The organism is Janthinobacterium sp. CG3, from assembly GCF_000344615.1.
Taxonomy (GTDB): domain Bacteria; phylum Pseudomonadota; class Gammaproteobacteria; order Burkholderiales; family Burkholderiaceae_D; genus Janthinobacterium.
The window spans coordinates 4,656,647-4,672,770 of record NZ_KB467824.1; the positions used below are offsets into that span (position 1 = coordinate 4,656,647).

The 16,124-nt window shown below is 67.3% G+C and carries 14 protein-coding genes; 3 read left to right on the forward strand and 11 right to left on the reverse strand.

Annotation, left to right across the window (positions count from 1 at the left end; genetic code table 11):
- Positions 1–77: 77 nt before the first annotated feature.
- The 3 genes from JANGC3_RS0120720 to JANGC3_RS0120730 are packed head-to-tail and all read left to right on the forward strand — an operon-like array spanning position 78 to position 4,657.
- Positions 78–2,219, forward strand: coding sequence for a peptidase domain-containing ABC transporter (locus JANGC3_RS0120720; protein ID WP_017878408.1), 2,142 nt, complete (start codon positions 78–80; stop codon positions 2,217–2,219).
- Entirely contained in the window at positions 2,192–3,559 is a 1,368-nt protein-coding gene (locus JANGC3_RS0120725) for an HlyD family type I secretion periplasmic adaptor subunit (protein WP_017878409.1), read from the forward strand. The genes JANGC3_RS0120720 and JANGC3_RS0120725 overlap by 28 nt, the downstream gene beginning before the upstream one ends.
- Positions 3,560–3,607: 48 nt before the next feature.
- Positions 3,608–4,657: a putative sugar O-methyltransferase gene (locus JANGC3_RS0120730; RefSeq protein WP_017878410.1), complete on the forward strand. Its 1,050-nt coding sequence runs from the start codon at positions 3,608–3,610 to the stop codon at positions 4,655–4,657.
- Between the two features lie 33 nt (positions 4,658–4,690).
- Here the strand turns inward: JANGC3_RS0120730 and JANGC3_RS0120735 are convergent, their stop codons facing one another.
- The 11 genes from JANGC3_RS0120735 to JANGC3_RS0120785 form a co-directional block, all read right to left on the reverse strand.
- On the reverse strand, positions 4,691–6,250 hold the full coding sequence (locus JANGC3_RS0120735; RefSeq protein WP_017878411.1) for a glycosyltransferase: 1,560 nt from the start codon (positions 6,248–6,250) through the stop codon (positions 4,691–4,693).
- A gap of 151 nt (positions 6,251–6,401) precedes the next feature.
- Positions 6,402–7,328 carry a transketolase family protein gene (locus JANGC3_RS0120740; RefSeq protein WP_017878412.1) on the reverse strand — a complete coding sequence of 309 codons (927 nt, stop codon included), beginning with the start codon at positions 7,326–7,328 and terminating at the stop codon, positions 6,402–6,404.
- A complete protein-coding gene (locus JANGC3_RS0120745; protein WP_017878413.1) occupies positions 7,325–8,134 on the reverse strand; it encodes a transketolase in 810 nt (269 codons plus the stop codon). Before JANGC3_RS0120745 ends, JANGC3_RS0120740 begins: the two co-directional genes overlap by 4 nt.
- Positions 8,135–8,267: 133 nt before the next feature.
- On the reverse strand, positions 8,268–9,344 hold the full coding sequence (locus tag JANGC3_RS29755) for an NAD-dependent epimerase/dehydratase family protein (RefSeq protein ID WP_081611931.1): 1,077 nt from the start codon (positions 9,342–9,344) through the stop codon (positions 8,268–8,270).
- A gap of 113 nt (positions 9,345–9,457) precedes the next feature.
- A complete protein-coding gene (gene rfbH, locus JANGC3_RS0120755; RefSeq protein WP_017878415.1) occupies positions 9,458–10,783 on the reverse strand; it encodes a lipopolysaccharide biosynthesis protein RfbH in 1,326 nt (441 codons plus the stop codon).
- Positions 10,784–10,793: 10 nt separating this feature from the next.
- Positions 10,794–11,906, reverse strand: a complete 1,113-nt coding sequence (rfbG, locus tag JANGC3_RS0120760) for a CDP-glucose 4,6-dehydratase (RefSeq protein ID WP_017878416.1) — start codon at positions 11,904–11,906, stop codon at positions 10,794–10,796.
- Positions 11,867–12,640 carry a glucose-1-phosphate cytidylyltransferase gene (rfbF, locus tag JANGC3_RS0120765; RefSeq protein ID WP_026133276.1) on the reverse strand — a complete coding sequence of 258 codons (774 nt, stop codon included), beginning with the start codon at positions 12,638–12,640 and terminating at the stop codon, positions 11,867–11,869. Before rfbF ends, rfbG begins: the two co-directional genes overlap by 40 nt.
- A 170-nt stretch (positions 12,641–12,810) precedes the next feature.
- Positions 12,811–13,554 (reverse strand): acyltransferase, encoded by a 744-nt coding sequence (locus JANGC3_RS0120770; protein ID WP_026133277.1) that lies wholly within the window; start codon positions 13,552–13,554, stop codon positions 12,811–12,813.
- Positions 13,555–13,645: 91 nt separating this feature from the next.
- Positions 13,646–14,752 (reverse strand): DegT/DnrJ/EryC1/StrS family aminotransferase, encoded by a 1,107-nt coding sequence (locus tag JANGC3_RS0120775; protein ID WP_017878419.1) that lies wholly within the window; start codon positions 14,750–14,752, stop codon positions 13,646–13,648.
- On the reverse strand, positions 14,749–15,198 hold the full coding sequence (locus JANGC3_RS0120780; RefSeq protein WP_017878420.1) for a sugar 3,4-ketoisomerase: 450 nt from the start codon (positions 15,196–15,198) through the stop codon (positions 14,749–14,751). The genes JANGC3_RS0120775 and JANGC3_RS0120780 overlap by 4 nt, the downstream gene beginning before the upstream one ends.
- Positions 15,199–15,215: 17 nt before the next feature.
- The gene (locus JANGC3_RS0120785) at positions 15,216–16,118 is read right to left on the reverse strand and encodes a glycosyltransferase family 2 protein (RefSeq protein WP_017878421.1); all 903 of its coding nucleotides are present in this window, start codon (positions 16,116–16,118) and stop codon (positions 15,216–15,218) included.
- Positions 16,119–16,124: the final 6 nt, after the last annotated feature.

Genomic DNA, 16,124 nt, shown 5'->3' on the forward strand with positions numbered 1-16,124 from the left:
CTAACAAGAGAAGGTGCACACCGATGTTTTCACGCGATCTGTTTGCGCATTGATGCGCTCGTCCCCCTCCCGTCCACATGCACGATAAATTCCCCCACACCGCGATCCAGTGCCTGACGGCGATCGCCCAGCACCACGGCCTGCAGATCAACCCGGAACGCCTGATCGACGAGAACGCGCTCGGCGCCGAAGAGCCGGGCAACGGCGCGCTGCTGCGCATCGCCGCCGACATCGGCCTGAAGGCGAAGATCGACAAACTGTCCTGGGCCGGGCTGCTGGCCCAGGGCGGCGTGTTCCCGCTGATGGCGCGCCTGCGCGACGGCAACATGGTGATCATCGTCGGCGTGCGCGCCGACGGCGGCGGCCAGGTCGCGCTGCTCAACCCGATCGCCGAACAGGCCGCCGTCGCGCTCGAGGAGCGCGAAGCCTTCCTGCGCCGCTGGGACGGCGAGGTGGTGTTCGTCAAACGCCAGCACAAGCTGACCGACCCCAACCAGCCGTTCGGGCTGCGCTGGTTCATCCCCGAGATCCTCAAGCAGAAGGCGGCCTTCCGCGACATCTTCATCGCCGCGCTGGCGATGCACCTGCTGGCGCTGGCCTCGCCGGTGTTCTTCCAGCTGGTGATCGACAAGGTGCTGACGCACCAGAGCCAGACCACGCTGTGGGTGCTGGCGGTGGGCATCGTCATCGCGCTGGCCTTCGACGCCGTTTTCGGCTTCCTGCGCCAGATGCTGACGCTGTCGGCCACCAACAAGATCGACATGCGCCTGACCCGGCGCACCTTCGGCCACCTGCTGTCGCTGCCGATCGACTTCTTCGAGACCACCACCGCCGGCGTCGTCACGCGCCACATGCAGCAGCTGGAAAAGATCCGCAACTTCCTCACCGGGCGGCTGTTCTTCACCGGCCTGGACATGATCGCCCTGGTGGTCTTCCTGCCGGTGCTGTTCGCCTATTCGTTCAAGCTGGCCATGATCGTGCTGCTGTTCGCGCTGATGATCGGCGCGGTGGTGGTGGCGATGGTGCCGACCTTCCAGCGCCGCCTCAACGCGCTCTACGCCGCCGAGGGGCAGCGCCAGGCGATGCTGGTCGAAACCATCCACGGCATGCGCACCGTCAAGGCGCTGGCGATCGAGCCGTCGCAGCGGCGCGTCTGGGACCAGCGCTCGGCCGAGGCCATCACCATGCATTTCCGCGTCGGTCAGATCTCCATCACCGGCAACGCCGTCACCGACTTCCTCGGCAAGATGATGCCGGTCACGCTGATCGTCATCGGCGCCCAGGACGTCTTCGACCAGACCCTGACGGTGGGCGCGCTGATCGCCTTCCAGATGATCTCCGGGCGGGTGGTGCAACCGTTGATCGCCATCGTCGGCCTGGTCAACGAGTACCAGGAAACCGCGCTGTCGGTGCGCATGCTGGGCGAGGTGATGAACCGCGCCCCCGAGGGCCGCGCCGGCGCCGGCGGCCTGCGCCCGGTGCTCAACGGCGAGATCCGCTTCGACGACGTGACGTTCCGCTACCCGGGCGCCAGCGCCACCGCGCTCGACGGCGCCAGCTTCACCATCGAGGCCGGCACCGTGGTCGGCATCGTCGGGCGCAGCGGCTCCGGCAAGACCACCTTGACCAAGCTGATCCAGGGTCTGTACGGCCTGCAGGAGGGCATCGTCCGCTTCGACGGCATCGACGCCCGCGAAATCGAACTGTCGCACCTGCGCCGGCAAATCGGCGTGGTCCTGCAGGAAAACTTCCTGTTCCGCGGCACCGTGCGCGACAACCTGATCGTCACCAAGCCCGACGCCACCTTCGAGGAGATCGTCGAGGCGGCGCAGGCGGCCGGCGCCGACGAGTTCATCGAGCGCCTGCCGCTGGGCTACGACACCCTGCTCGAGGAAAACGCCGCCAACCTGTCCGGCGGCCAGAAGCAAAGGCTGTCGATCGCCCGCTCGCTGCTGTCGAAGCCGCGCATCCTCATCCTCGACGAGGCCGCCAGCGCGCTGGACCCGGAAAGCGAGGCGATCTTCATCCGCAACCTGTCGCGCATCGCCGTCGGGCGCACCGTCGTCATGATTTCGCACCGCCTGTCGACGCTGGTCAACGCCAACACCATCCTGGTGATGCAGCAGGGCCGCCTGATGGACAGCGGCCGCCACGCCGAATTGCTCACCCGCAGCGACACCTACCAGCACCTATGGAACCAACAAACAAGCCACCTGTAGCCGCCAAGCGCGGCGACGCCACCGAAATCGACTTCCTGCCGGACGCCGACGCGATCGAACGCAGCCCGCTGCCGCCGTACCTGCGCATCACCTTGCACGTGATGGCCGGCGCGCTGCTGGTGTTGGTGCTGTGGGCCTGCTTTTCCGAGGTCGAGAAGGTCGTCATCGCGCACGGGCGCATGGTCAACCCGCTGCCCAATATCATCGTGCAACCGCTGGAGACGTCGATCATCCAGAAGATCGAGGTGCGCGTCGGCCAGGTGGTGCGCAAGGGCCAGGTGCTGGCCACGCTGGACCCGACCTTCGCCCAGGCCGACGAGGCGCAGCTGCGCACCCGCTTGGGCAGCCTCGACACCCAGGCCGCCGGCCTGCGCGCCGAGCTGTCCGGGCAGCCGGGCGCGCCGCAGCAGGGCGGCGCCGCCGACGCCGCCGACCGCCTGCTGCAAGCGCAGCTGGCGAGCGAGCGGCAAGCCAATTTGCAGGCCCAGTTGGGCAAGCTGGACCAGAACCTGGCGCGCGTCGCCGCCGCGATCGAGACCAACCGGCGCGACCAGCAGGTGCTGGCGCAGCGCGTCAAATCGCTGGGCGAGATGGAGGCGATGCAGGAAAAACTCATCGCCCAGCAGTTCGGCGCGAAGATCCATTTGCTGGAGGCGCGCGACCGGCGCCTCGAAGTGGAGCGCGAGATGTTGTTGGCGCGCAACAAGGAACAGGAACTGATCAGCGAGAAGGCCGCGCTGCAATCGGAGCGCGGCGCCTTCAGCAAGAGCTGGCGGCAAAAAGCCATGGAAGACCTGCTGGCCGCGACGCGCGAGCGCGACGGCGTCAACGAACAATTGCAAAAGGCCGACAAGCGGCGCCAGCTGGTGCAACTGGTGGCGCCGGTCGACGCCGTCGTGCTCGACATGGCCAAGCTGTCGCAGGGCTCGGTGGTCAAGGAGGCCGAGCAGATGTTCACGCTGGTGCCGCTGGGCGCCGACCTCGAGGCCGAGGTGCAGATCGACTCGCTCGACATCGGCTACATCAAGCCGGGCGACGCGGTGCACCTGAAGCTGGACGCCTTCCCGTTCCAGAAGCACGGCGCGCTCGACGCGACGGTGCGCACCATCAGCGAGGACGCCTTCCGGCGCGACGCCGCCAACCCCGGCCAGGGCACCGACGCCTACTACCAGAGCCGCATCAGCTTTGGCCAGGCGCGCCTGCGCAAGATGGCGCCGCAGGCGCGGCTGCTGCCGGGCATGACGCTGACGGCGGAAATCGTCGTCGGCAAGCGCTCGGTGATGTCCTACCTGCTGTGGCCGCTAACCAAGGCCATGGACGAATCGATACGCGAACCCTGACGGCGCCGGCCCGCCGTCCCCCCTCCATTTGCCATCAAAGGATCAAGCATGTTTTTAACTGTAGAAAACGGCTTTGCCGAGCGTAAAGTCGACGTTGACAGCAAAATCATCGATAGGGTGGTCGCGTCCTATAACAAGTCGAAGGCGGTGCAAAAGGACGCGCCGGAAGAGTACCAGGTCAGCCACATGTGGCTGCCGATCTACCAGGGCTATATGGACAAGGTGATGGCGGCGATGGCGCGCGGCGACAACGCCGAGATCGCCCGCATCTACGGCAATTTCTTCCGCGAAAGCTGCAGCATCGGCATCCACGGCATGCCGGTCGACATGGAAACCACCTACTTCTCCGGCAACGTCAGCGACGAGGCCAAGGGCTTGTACACGGCCGACGTCATGCACCGCATGCAGATCTGGTTCGATTCGATCGGCAAGACCCACACGCTGGACGCGCTGGAAACGCCGCTCGTCGGCAACCCCTACGGCTACTACATCGACGGCAAGTTCCTGCGCGCCGGCGTCGACTACCAGCACTACTACGCCACCATCATCGCCCGCCTGATCCGCGGCGCCAAGCGCAAGGCCGTGCTGGAACTGGGCGGCGGCTTCGGCGGCCTCGGCCACTTCCTGATGCGCGACAACGCCGACCTGACCTATATCGACGTCGACTTGCCGGAAAACATGGCGCTGACCGCCTTTTACCTGCTCAGCGCCTTCCCGGAAAAGAACATCGCGCTGTACGGCGAAATCGACCTGGCCACCGCCGACCTGGACCGGTACGACGCCGTCGTCCTGCCGAACTTCGCGCTGCCCGAGCTGAAGGACGACTCGGTCGACCTGGCCTTCAATTCCTACAGCCTGGCGGAGATGTCGCTCAACAACGTGGCCAACTACGTCGGCCACTTCAACCGCGTCTCGTCGAAGTTCATCTACCACGTCAACCACACCCGCATTCCGCCGGTGCGGGCCGACGACTTCGCCATCGACTTCGACAAGTTCGAACTGATCTCGCGCGCGCCGGCGCTGTGGAACATGGCGCGCAACGCCGACATGGATGAATTCGAGTACCTGTACAAGGCCGTCAAGCTGAGCTTCCGCTAAGCCGGCGTCGCCGCGCCGGCCACGGCGGCGCCGTCAGGACATCAGCCGGTCCAGGATGGCGTCGACGTTGTCCGACGTCAGCGCCTGGTACAGGATGTCCTTGTTGCGCAGGATCGACTGGTCGCTCAGCCGCGCGAAATCGAGCCGGCCCAGTTTTTCGATGACGTCCGCTTCGAAGCGGTACTTGATCAGTTTGGCGGGATTGCCGCCGACGATGCTGTACGGCGCCACGTCCTTGCTGACCACGCTGCCGGCGGCGACGATGGCGCCCTGGCCGATAGTGACGCCGGACAGGATGGTGCTGTTGTAGCCGATCCAGACGTCGTCGCCGATGACGACCGGCCCCTTGGTGCCGGACTCGGCGGTGGCGAAATATTTCGCCATGAACGGGAAGGTGGAGACGCCGTCGTAATGGTGGTTGCCGCCCAGCAGGAACTTGACGTCGTCGGCGATCGAGACGAAGTTGCCGATCGTCAGGCGCTCGTCGCCGCAGCCGAAGGTCCACACCGTCAGGCCGCCATAGCTTTTGCGGCCCGCCGTCACCTTGTTGAAGTCGAAGGGGCCGTAGATGCGCGTCAGGCTGACCTCGTTGTGCGGGTTCAGCGCCCGCCATTGCGCGTTCATCTGGGCCTGGTGGGCGGCCTGCTGGCTTTCCGCCGTCGGCGCCGCCGCCGCCGGGGCGGCGGCGGGCGCCGCGTCGATCAAGTGTTCGATGGCCTTGTAGAAATAGTCGTCGTGCAGATAATCCTGCATGTAGGGGAAGAAGCCGCTCTTCAGGAAGCCGTTGTTGTTATCGAAGTAATACGGAATAATGTGGTTCAAAAGGATAGCCTTCTTTTCCGCCTGGAACACCTCGTCGCTCAGCGCGCCCGACGCCACATAGGGTTTGAGCAGGCTCAGGTAATTCTGGCCGAACACCTCGGCGATGTTGTAGCCGCCCTTCTTGCCGATATCCAGACCGGAGAAATATTGCTGGTACAGCACGATGGCGCGTTTCCCCATGGCCAGCAGGCGCAACAGGACGTCGGTTTGGATCAGCCGCAGATTGGTGTTGCGGGCGAAGTCGGGCATGGCCTGGAATTCCTCGCGCCACATGCCGAAGCCGCCGATCCAGGTCGCGAAATACGAGACGCGGTTGACGAACTCGTTGACGTTGTTCAGCGCTTCAATCGGGTTGCCCAAGTTCTTGTTGCCGTTCGTGAAGAACAGCACCGGCTTCTCGGCGGCCGTCGCGGTAATCACCTTCAACATTTCAGCCAGGCTGCCGTTGTTGATCAGCAGATTGTCGTTGTGCAGTTTCAAATACAGGCCGCGGCCGCGGCCCATGACGATTTCAAAATTCTTGTCGGCCTGCACAGGCGCGGCGTTGCGGTGGTAGTGCACCTTGCCGGGGAAGGCGGCGACGAACTGCTGCGCGACGGCGGCCGTGTCGTCGTCGGAGAAATTGTCGGAGATGACCACCTCGATCTGCCCGCCCTGCTGGAAATCGGCCTGGCTGGTGATGCTGCGCAGCGTTTCGCCGAGGAAGGGCGCGCGGTTGAAGGTGGGGATGCAAATCGATAATGCCGGGCGCGCTGCTGCCGTTTCTGCCATGGAGGATACCTATAAAATGGTGAGGATTACGGGGCCGTGGCGAGCCGCGCGACGGCGCCGCCGCCGGATCGCGGTCCGCGGCGGCGGGCGCCGGCCTGGCTGGAGCCGGGGCGGCGCGGTCGCGGCGGGGCGCTCGCGGACATGGCCGGGCTCAGGACGGGGCGGGTGGCCAGCCGTCCAGTCGCAGGCGCATTTTTTCGCGCAGATAGTCCTGGGTCCCGGCCACGCTGGTGAAGGTGTTCGGAATGGCGATGCGTTTGACCGCCGGCAGCCGCGCCAGCGCACCATCCGAGAGCAGGTCGTGCAGCCGCTCCAGCACCGCCGAGCCGAAGCCGCCGTTGGCCTGGTGCTCTTCCAGCGTGGCCACCTGGTGGTAGCGCCGCGCCAGCGCCGCCAGTTGCGCGGTGTCGATTGGATTGACGAAGGGGAAGCTGTACAGGTCGGCCGCGACCCGGTGCTGCTCGAGGTAGCGGCTGGCGTAGCCGACCATGTCGCCGGTGGCGAACACGGCCGCGCTGTGGGCGCCGCCCGCAGCCACCCGCACCGGCACGATGCCGCCCAGGGTGAGCGGCGGCGGCTGCAAGTGCAGCCGCGCTTCGCCGGCCTTGTTCAGGCGCATATAGCAGGGGCCGCGGTGCCGCGCGAGGAAGGCCGTCATCGCCTCGACCTCGGCCGGGTCGCCGGGCGCCGCCACCACCATGCCGGGGATGGTGCGCAACATGCCCAGTTCCTCGGTGGTGTGGTGCGAGGTGCTCAGCGGGCCGTAGGCGTAGCCGCCGCCGACGGCGATCACCTTGACGTTGGCTTCGTGGTAGGCGACGTCGTAGCGGATTTGCTCCATGCAGCGCAGGGTCGGAAAATTGCCGATCGAGTAGCAGAACACCGTATAGCCTTCCATGCTCAGGCCGGTCGCCAGGCCCATCATGTTCTGTTCGGCGATGCCGACGTTCAGGAAGCGCTCGGGGAACTGCGCGGCGAACGGCTCCAGCACCGAATAGCCGAGGTCGCCGCACAGCAGGAAGATGCGCTCGTCCTGCGCGGCCTGGGCCGTCAGGGTCGTGATAAAACTGTTTCTCATGCTGTTTCCCCGCTCAGCTCGGCAAGTGCCGCCGCGTATTGCGCCGCGTCGGGCGATTTGTAATGCCAGGCCAACTGTCCTTCCATGAAGCTCACGCCCTTGCCCTTGACGGTGTGGGCGATCACCGCGCGCGGCCGGCCCAGGCGGCCCTGCTTGGACAACGCCGCCGACAGTTGGTCGTGGTCGTGGCCGTCCACCTCGAGCGTGTCCCAGCCGAACGCCTCGAACTTGGCGCCCAGCGGATCGAGGTTGAGCACCTCGGCGGTGCTACCGAAGCTTTGGATCTTGTTGTAGTCGACGATCAGCGTCAGATTCTCAAGGCGGTGGTGCGGCGCGAACAGGATGGCCTCCCAGTTCGATCCTTCATCGAGTTCGCCGTCGCTGAGGATGGCGTAGGTGTGCCACGGCTGGCCGCGGCGCAGGCCGGCCAGCGCGACCCCGGCCGCCACCGACAGCGCGTGGCCTAGGCTGCCGGTCGACAGTTCCACGCCCGGCACCTTATGGTTGACGTGCGAGGTGAAATGGCTACCGTTGTCGGTATAGCTGTCCAGTTCGGCCCTGTCGTAATAGCCGGTTTCGGCCAGCGCCGCGTACAGCGCCGTGCAGGCATGTCCCTTGCTGTAGAACAGGCGGTCGCGCTCGGGCGCCCGCGGCCGCGCCGGATCCTTCGCCAGCACCGCGCCGTACAGCACGGCCAACACGTCCGCCACCGACAGGGCGCCGCCCAGGTGCGACGCCCTCTTTTGGTGGCACATGCGCAGGCTTTGCAGCCGGATGCGTTGGGCTAGGTCTTCGGTTGTGTTCATTGGTGCTCTGTCCTGTGGGTCGACGACGGGCCCGGCCGTGGCAGCGCGCGTCGGAGGTGGCGAAGGGGGGAGGCGGACATACTGTGGTCCCAGGGATGGTCGGGCGCGTGCGCCGGATGCGATGCGGGCGTGCTCATCGCGCGGGGGGCTGCGTATGCCAGGCGGCCGTGGCGCGGATGGCCGCGCTCAGGTCGGTGTATTCGCGCAGTCCGAGGCTGGCGGCGCGCGCCGTCGACGGCACGTACCGCGCCGGCGCCGGGCCGCTCGCCGCCGCCCGGGCGATGACGACATCCTCGGCGCCGCGCAGCGTGCGGCTGACGTGGCGCGCCAGCTCGGCCACCGAAATGGCTTGCGACGAACCAACATTATAGGGCTGGGCGTCGCCGTTGATCAAGATCGTCAGCAGCCACACGGCCATGTCGGCGGCGTACAGGTAGGAGCGCAGCGGCGTGCCGTCGCCGCCGACCCGCACCGGCCCGCCGGCCAGGCTGTCGCGGATGAAATTGCCGATGGCGAACTGGGCGTCCAGCGCCATGTAGGGGCCGACCAAGGTGAAGCAGCGGGCGATGCGCGCCTGCGTGCCGTGCTCGCCGGCGTGGCAGGCGAGCAGGAATTCGGCGCTGCGTTTGGCCTGGCCGTAGGCGCTCTGCAGGTCGGTGGTGGCGGGCGCGCCGGTGTGCTGTTCCGGCACCAACGGGCAGTCGCCGGGCTGGCGCCCGTAGACGGCGCCGGAACTGGTCAGCAGGTAGCGCGCGCTGCCGGCGCGGGCCGCCAGCGCCAGCGTTTGTTCGGCGCCGCCGACGATGTCGCGGTACACGCGCAGCGGGTCGGCGCCGGGGCTGACGACGTCGGTGGCCAGGTGCAGGATGGTGTCGAAGCGGCCGTCGACGCCGGCCAGATCGGTGGCGTCGCCGGCCATCAGGCGCAGCGCCGGGTGCCCGGCCAAGTGCGGCGCCTTGGCGCGGAAGCGTTCGGGCGCGCGCGTCAGCACCGTCAGTTCGAGGCCGAGCTGGAAGCGCTCGTGGCCGGCCAGCAGCGCCTCGAGCAACCAGCAGCCGACGAAGCCGGTGCCGCCGGTGACGAAAATGCGCTGGCCGCGCAGGGCCTCCCAGACGGCGGCCGGGGTGTGCGTGAGCATCAGCCCGACGTCAGCAGGGGAAACGCCGGGGCGGTAGCCGGCGGCGGCGCGGCCGCCGGTTGTGTCAGTCATGTCGTTCCTTGTCGCCGGCCGGGCGAGGGCACGGCCGGGAAGCCGGGGTCCGGCCCGGAGGGGGCAAGCCCGCGCCGGGTTCGACGCCGGCGGTTTTTGCCGTCGCCGGCACGTTAGAAGCCGACGCCAAAGAACGCTTCCAGTTTCTCGATCGTGAAGTCGAGCATCTCGCTGCTCAGGCCGGGGAACACGCCGATCCAGAAGGTGTCGTGCATGACGCGGTCGGTGTTGGTCAGCTCGCCCGCGACGCGGTAGTGGCGCCCGATCATGTAGGGCTGGCGCGTCAGGTTGCCGGCGAACAGCAGGCGGGTGCCGATCTTGTGCTGGTCGAGGTAGGTCAGCAGGTCGACCCGGCTGACGTTGGCCTCCGGCTTGAGCGTCATCGGGAAGCCGAACCACGACGGATCCGAATGCTCGGTGGCCTCCGGCAGGATCAGGAACTCGGCGCACGATTGCAGGCGCTGCTTCAGATAGGCGAAGTTGTCCTTGCGCGCCTGGATGAAGCCGGCCGCGCGCTCGATCTGCGCGACGCCGCAGGCGGCCTGCATGTCGGTGATCTTCAGGTTGTAGCCGAGGTGGCTGTAGGTGTATTTGTGGTCGTAGCCTTGCGGCAGCGTGCCCAGCTTCTGGCAGAAGCGCTTGCCGCAGGTGTTGTCCTTGCCCGGCGCGCAGTAGCAGTCGCGGCCCCAGTCGCGGAACGACTCGGCGATCATCTTCAGCTCGGCGTTGTCGGTAAACACCGCGCCGCCTTCGCCCATGGTGATGTGGTGGGCCGGGTAGAACGACATGGTGCCGATGTCGCCGAAGGTGCCGACCATCTGCCCGCGGTAGGTCGAGCCGAGCGCGTCGCAGCAGTCTTCGATCAGCCACAGGTTGTACTTTTTGCACAGCGCCACGACCACGTCCAGGTTGTACGGGTTGCCCAGCGTGTGGGCCAGCATGATCGCCTTGGTCTTGCCGGAAATCGCCGCTTCCAGCTGCGTCACGTCGATGTTGTAGGTGGCCAGGTCGACGTCGACGAACACCGGCACGGCGCCGAATTGCAGGATCGGGTTGACGGTGGTGGGGAAGCCGGCGGCCACGCCGATCACCTCGTCGCCCGGCTGGATCGCCCGCTGCCCCAGCTTCGGCGAGGTCAGCGTGTTGAACGCGACCAGGTTGGCCGAGGAGCCCGAGTTCACCGTGATCAGGTGGCGCACGCCGATCAGCTTGGCCAGCTTGGCCTCGAACTGGTCGTTGAAGCGGCCGGTGGTCAGCCAGGCGTCCAACGAGGCCTCGACCATCAGTTCCATCTCCGCCGCGCCGACCACCTTGCCGGCCGGCGGAATCACCGTCACGCCCGGCTCGAACGGCTTCGGCGCGCTGGCCAGGGCGCCGTATTCGGCCACCAGTTTGATGATCTGCTCGCGCAGTTGTTCTTTGCTTTGTGCTTCGCTCATGGTTGCGGCCTTACTTGGTGTCGGTGTGTTGATAGTCGGCGATTTGCGCCAGCGTCAGGGCGTGCATGTCGGCGCCGCCGGCGTGGGCCCGGTGCCAGGCGACGATCTGGTCGATCGTGCGGCCCAGGTTCCAGCGCGGCTGCCAGTGCAGGCGCGCGCGCGCCTTGGAGCAGTCCAGTTTCAGGTAGGTCGCCTCGTGCGGCTGCGGCGCGCCGTCCAGCTGCCAGGCGGCGCCGGCGCCCCAGCTTTCGCACAGGCGCGCGATGATCCATTCGACCGGGCGGGCGTCGACGTCGTGCGGGCCGAAGTTGAAGCCCTCGGCGTACGCCGCGCCGTCGCGGTACAGGTGTTCGGCCAGGCTCAGGTAGCCCGACAGCGGCTCCAGCACGTGCTGCCACGGCCGCACCGCGTGCGGGCTGCGGATGCGCACCGGTTCGCCGGCGGCGATGGCGCGCAGCATGTCGGGGATCAGGCGGTCCTCGGCCCAGTCGCCGCCGCCGATGACGTTGCCGGCGCGGCCGGAACCGAGCGCCACGCCGTGTTCGGCGTATTTTTCAGGGTTGAAGAAGGAGCTGCGGTAGCCGGCCGTGACCAGTTCGGCGCACGCCTTGCTGTTGCTGTACGGGTCGTAGCCGCCGAGGGCCTCGTTCTCGCGGTAGCCCCAGGCCCATTCCTTGTTTTCGTAGCACTTGTCGCTGGTGACGTTGAGCACCGCCTTGACGCCCGGCGTGGCGCGCACAGCCTCGAACAGGTGCACCAGCCCCATCACGTTGGTCGAGTAGGTTTCCACCGGGTTGGCGTAGGAATGGCGCACCAGCGCCTGGGCCGCCATGTGGATGACGATTTCCGGGCGCGCCGCCCGCATCGCCGCGCGCAGGGCCGGCGCGTCGCGGATGTCGCCGAGCACGCTGTCCATGCCGGCGCCGACGCGCGCCGCCTCGAACAGGCTGGGGCCGGCGGGGGCGGCCAGCGCGTAGCCGGTGACGTGCGCGCCCAGCTGTTGCAGCCACAGGCTCAGCCAGCCGCCCTTGAAGCCGGTGTGGCCGCTCAGGAAGACCCGCTTGCCGTGCCAGAACGACGGCGTCACGGCCAGCGCTTCCACGGCGCCTTGCCGCTTTGCCACAGCTCCTCCAGCAGCACCTTGTCGCGCAGCGTGTCCATCGGCTGCCAGAAGCCGTGGTGGTGGAAGGCGTCCATCTGGTTGTCGCGCGCCAGCGTTTCCATCGGCGCCTTTTCCCAGGTGGTGGCGTCGCCGTCGATGTAGTCGATCACCCGCGGCGAGAGCACGAAGTAGCCGCCGTTGATCCAGTTGCCGTCGCCCTGGGGTTTTTCCTTGAAGCTGACGATGCGCTGGCCGTCGATGTCGATGGCGCCGAAGCGCCCCGGCGGCTGCACCGCCGTCATGGTGCCGAGCTTGCCGTGCGCCTTGTGGAAGGCGATGCTGGCGCCGATGTCGACGTCGGCCACGCCGTCGCCGTAGGTGAAGCAGAAGGCCTCGTCGTTGTCGACGTGCTGGCGCACCCGCTTCAGGCGCCCGCCCGTCATGGTCTCGGCGCCGGTGTCGATCAGCGTCACGCGCCACGGTTCGGCGTGGCGCTCGTGCACCTCCATCGCGTTCTTTTGCAGGTCGAAGGTGACGTCCGAGGTGTGCATGAAGTAGTTGGCGAAGAATTCCTTGATCACGTAGCCGCGGTAGCCGCAGCAGATGACGAAGTCGTTGATGCCGTGCGCCGAATAATTCTTCATGATGTGCCAGAGGATCGGCTTGCCGCCGATCTCCACCATCGGCTTCGGTTTGACCGTGGTTTCTTCGCTGAGCCTGGTGCCCAGTCCGCCTGCCAAGATGACTGCTTTCACGCTATCCCCAGATTGTTATGAGTTTGTTCCGCAGACTGGTTGGTCAGCCGTGTCCCTCGTATTCTAAACGAAAAGCAAAGGTGGATCGCCCCGCGGAGGTCCGATTTTCAATTTCCGTACGGAATTAATCGGGGCGCCGGCCGCGCCGCGCTTGCCGCGCCGCGCGCCGGCTATCCGTGCGCCGGCGCGTCCCAGCCGGCGGTGACGGCGTCCGGGTAGCCGCGGCGGAAATGCGTGGTCCACGGGTAGGCCGGGCGCTCGCTGCCGTCGCGCAGCACGATCTTGGCGGTGTCGCACAGGTAGCGCGCCGGATTGCCGCCGACCACGGTGCCCGGCGCGACGTCGCGCTGCACCTTGCTGTGCGCCGCCACCAGCGCCTGGCTGCCCACCTTCACGCCCGGCAGCACCACCGACATCGCGGCGATCGCGGCGAAATCGCCGATGTCGCAGCCGAGCAGCACGTTGCTGGGCGGGTGCGGGTCGTTGGTCAGCACCACGTACGGGAAGATCCAGACGAAATTGCCGATCCGCGACATCTTGCCGACGAAGACGTTGGACTGGAAGCGCACGTGGTCGCCGACGCTGCAGTCGCCCTGGATTTCGCTCATCGTGCCGATTTGGAAGGCCAGCCCGGCCACGGTTTTTTCGCGCACCGTGACGCGGTGCCCGGTGACCAGGCCGGCGCCGAAGCGCGAACCCTGGTAAAACACCGAATGCGAGCGGATCCGCGCGCCGGCGCCGATCAGCAGCGGCAGGCCGTCGGCCAGCGGGCTGGGATAACCGAGCTCGCAAAAGCCGTCGACGACCGAGTCGGCGCCGATCTCGACGTTGTCGTGGATGACGCTGAAGGGGCCGACGCTGACGTTCTCGCCGAGCCGGGCCAGCGGCGACACCAGCGCGCTAGGATGGATCATCTCGTGTGCTCCGGCCGGGCGGCGCGCTGCGCCGGCCGGCATGTGATGGGTAGGGGGGAGGCGCCGGCGCGTCGCGCCGTCCGGTTCGCGCTCAAGCGGCGAGGTGGCGGCGGATCGCCGCGCATACCTGGCGCGCCTGCTCCAGCGTCATGGTGGTGCCCATCGGCAGGCTCAGCACCTCGCGGTGGATCGCCTCGGCCAGCGGCAAGTCGCCCTCCTTGAAACCCATGTGGGCGTAGGCCGGTTGCCGGTGCGGCGGCACCGGATAGTGCACCACCGTGCCGATGCCCTGCCCGGCCAGCGCCGCCGCCAGCGCGTCGCGCCGCGCGTGGCGCACCACGTACAGGTGCCACACCGGCTCGGCCCATTCCGGCACCGCCGGCAGCGTCAGGCCGGCGATGCCGGCCAGCTCGCGCTGGTAGACGGCGGCGATGGCGGCGCGCTGGCGGTTGCCTTCGTCGAGCACCTTCAACTTCACGCTCAGCAGCGCCGCCTGCAATTCGTCCAGCCGCGAGTTGTAGCCGGCCACCTCGTTGTAGTACTTCACCTGGGAGCCGTAGTTGCGGTAGGTGCGGATGCGCTGCGCCAGTTCGGCGTCGTCGGTGGTGACGGCGCCGCCGTCGCCCAGCGCGCCCAGGTTCTTGCCCGGGTAGAAGCTGAAGGCGGCGGCGTCGCCCAGCTGGCCCACCAGGCCGCCGCGGCAGCGCGCGCCGTGCGCCTGGGCCGCGTCCTCGATCACCTTCAGCCCGTGCTTGCCGGCCAGCGCCATGATGGGCGCCATGTCGGCCGGCTGGCCGTACAGGTGCACCGGCATGATGGCCTTGGTGCGCGCCGTAATGGCCGCCTCGATGCGCGCCGGGTCGATGTTGTAGGTCGCCTCGACGGGTTCGACCGGCACCGGCGTGGCGCCGCAGTGGCTGACCGCCAGCCAGGTGGCGATGAAGGTGTTGCTCGGCACGATGACCTCGTCGCCGGGGCCGATGCCGTAGGCCTTGAGGATCAGGAACAGCGCGTCGAGGCCGTTGGCCACGCCGATCGCCTGCCGGCTGCCGCAGTAGGCGGCGAAACTGGCCTCGAACGCGGCGGTTTCGCCGCCGAGGACGAACCAGCCGGAATGCAGCACGCGGTGGAAGGCCGCCTCCAGCTCGTCGGCCTGGGCCAGGTTGATCGCTTTCAGATCGAGGAAGGGAATGGTCATGTCGGGCTCTTTTCCAGGGCCGCGCGCCGTTCGCGGTGCTGGTGCGCGGCGTCGACGAATTCGTCGTAGTCGTGGTAATAGTCTTTCGGGTCGTACGGCGTCGAGGCCAGCACCAGGCAGACCCCGCCCGACGAGAAGTTTTCCACCTCGCGCCACATCATGCCGGGCACGTACAGGCCGTGGTAGGAGCGGTTCAGCTGCACCTTCTTGCGGCTGTAGCCGTCGTCGACCACCACGTCGAAGCTGCCGGACATGGCGATGAACAACTGCTGCAGCTCGATGTGGCCGTGGCCGGCGCGCGAGGAGCCGCCCGGCACGTCGTACAGGTAGTAGACCCGCTTGATGTCGAAGGGCACGTGCACGCCGCCCTCGATCACCGACAGGTTGCCGCGCGGGTCGTGGTGCTTGGGCAGGTCAATCAGCTGGCACTGGTCGAGAATTTCCATGGGGCGCCTCCTGGGGTTTACTGTGGTTGGGCCGGCGCGGCGTCGGCCGGCAGCGCGGCGACGTAGTCGAGGTAGCGCAGGCGCGAGCGGCCGACCTGCTCGAACACGCCGCCCAGGCGCTGGTGCACCGAGTCGACCTGCGCTTCCAGGCCGAGCAGCTCGGCGCGGCTGACCAGCCCCTGTTCGTGCGACACCACCAGCAGGTCGATGTAATCGGAGAAGCAGTTGCCGAAATTCGGGTTCGCGGCCGGGTTCGAGTTCGACTGCAGGCGCTGGTCGCGGCGGAAATAGCTCAGCTCCTCGTCGATGTAGAAGACGTCGCCGCCCTTGACCAGGTTGCAGTAGGCGGCGACGTCGGCCAGGCCGAGCGTGAAGTCGTGGCTGCCGATGCGGAACAGGTCCTTCCAGCCGATGCTCCACAGCTTCTCGCGGCGGAACATGATGCTGGTGAACTCGCCGACGAAGTTGCGCATGCCCAGCGCCATCGAGCGGTGCATGTCCAGGCCGGGCATGCTGCCGCTGGCCTGGTAGGGCCGCCGCGTTTCGCTGCGTTCGTTGTCGGCGTTGATCACCTGCGAGGCTGAGAACACCATCTGCGTCGACGGGTTCATGTTCATCACCGCCACCATGCGCTCGACGCAGAAGGGGTGCAGGATGTCGTCGTCGAACAGCGGTTTGATCAGTTCGCCCTTGCCGGAGTAAAAGCTCGACAGCACGTTCGCTTCGCGCAGCGCGCCGCTGCGCTGGTAGATCACGCCGGGGTGGCGCGCGCAGGCGTCGCGGATCGCCTCGCTCGGGCAGTTGTCGCTGACCAGGATTTCGATGTTCGGATAGGTCTGGCCCAGCGCCGAGCGCAGGCACTGCTCGAAGTGGCCGGGCTTGTAGGACGGGATGACGACGCTGACTTTGGGTAGGCTCATGGCTGG